This window comes from Alcanivorax sp. HI0083, from assembly GCF_001635175.1.
The window spans coordinates 1-830 of the sequence record NZ_LWFX01001564.1; the positions used below are offsets into that span (position 1 = coordinate 1).

Annotated in this window: 2 protein-coding genes; both read left to right on the plus strand. The window is 56.0% G+C overall.

Annotated features, from left to right (window positions below; genetic code table 11):
* Window positions 1-387 (plus strand): helix-hairpin-helix domain-containing protein (locus A3754_RS23385; RefSeq protein ID WP_231880761.1); only part of this gene is annotated, 387 nt, incomplete at its 5' end.
* 62 nt (window positions 388-449) lie between these two features.
* Window positions 450-830: translation initiation factor IF-2 associated domain-containing protein (locus A3754_RS23390; protein ID WP_197468813.1), on the plus strand; the 381-nt coding region annotated here is incomplete at its 3' end.

The following is an 830-nucleotide window of genomic DNA, read 5'->3' on the forward strand; positions in this document are numbered from 1 at the left end:
GGTGTACTGGTTGATGAAGGTTTCTCTACCCTCGAAGAAGTGGCCTATGTGCCTGAGGAAGAGATGCTGGCAATTGATGGTTTTGATGAAGAGATCGTGGAGCTGTTGCGCCAGCGCGCCAAAGACGCGCTGTTGACCAAGGCCCTGGTGTCTGAAGAGAAGTTTGAACAGGCCGAGCCTGCGGAAGACCTTCTGAACATGGAAGGTATGGACCGTGAGTTGGCCGTTGAATTGGCTTCCCGTGGCATTGTCACGATGGAAGACCTCGCCGAACAGGCGGTGGATGACCTGCTGGAAATTGAAGGCCTGAGCGAAGAACGTGCAGCCGAGTTGATCATGACTGCACGGGCTCCCTGGTTTGAAGGCGAAGACGAAGCCGGGGCATAACCGCCCCTTTTCAGGCTGATCAAGCAGGCACCATCAGAGACGGACAGGAGAGTGTTGCTGACATGGCAGAAACGACCGTAAAGAAACTGGCCGACATCGTAGGGACGCCCGTCGAGAAGCTGCTCACGCAGATGAAAGACGCAGGGTTGCCCCATGGCGATGCCAGCGAAGTGGTCTCCGATGAACAGAAGCAGCAGCTACTGGCGCATCTGCGCAAGTCTCATGGTGCCCAGGACGAAAGCAGTGGAAAGAAAATTACGCTGAAGCGTAAATCCACCAGCACCATCAAGACCACCGGCGCTGCCGGCAAGTCCAAGACCGTGAACGTGGAGGTGCGCAAGAAACGCACCTACGTGAAACGTGATGTACTGGAAGCGGAAGAGCGTGAAGAAGCAGAACGCCTGGCGGCTGAAGAAGCTGCACGTGCTGCGGAAGAAGGGAAA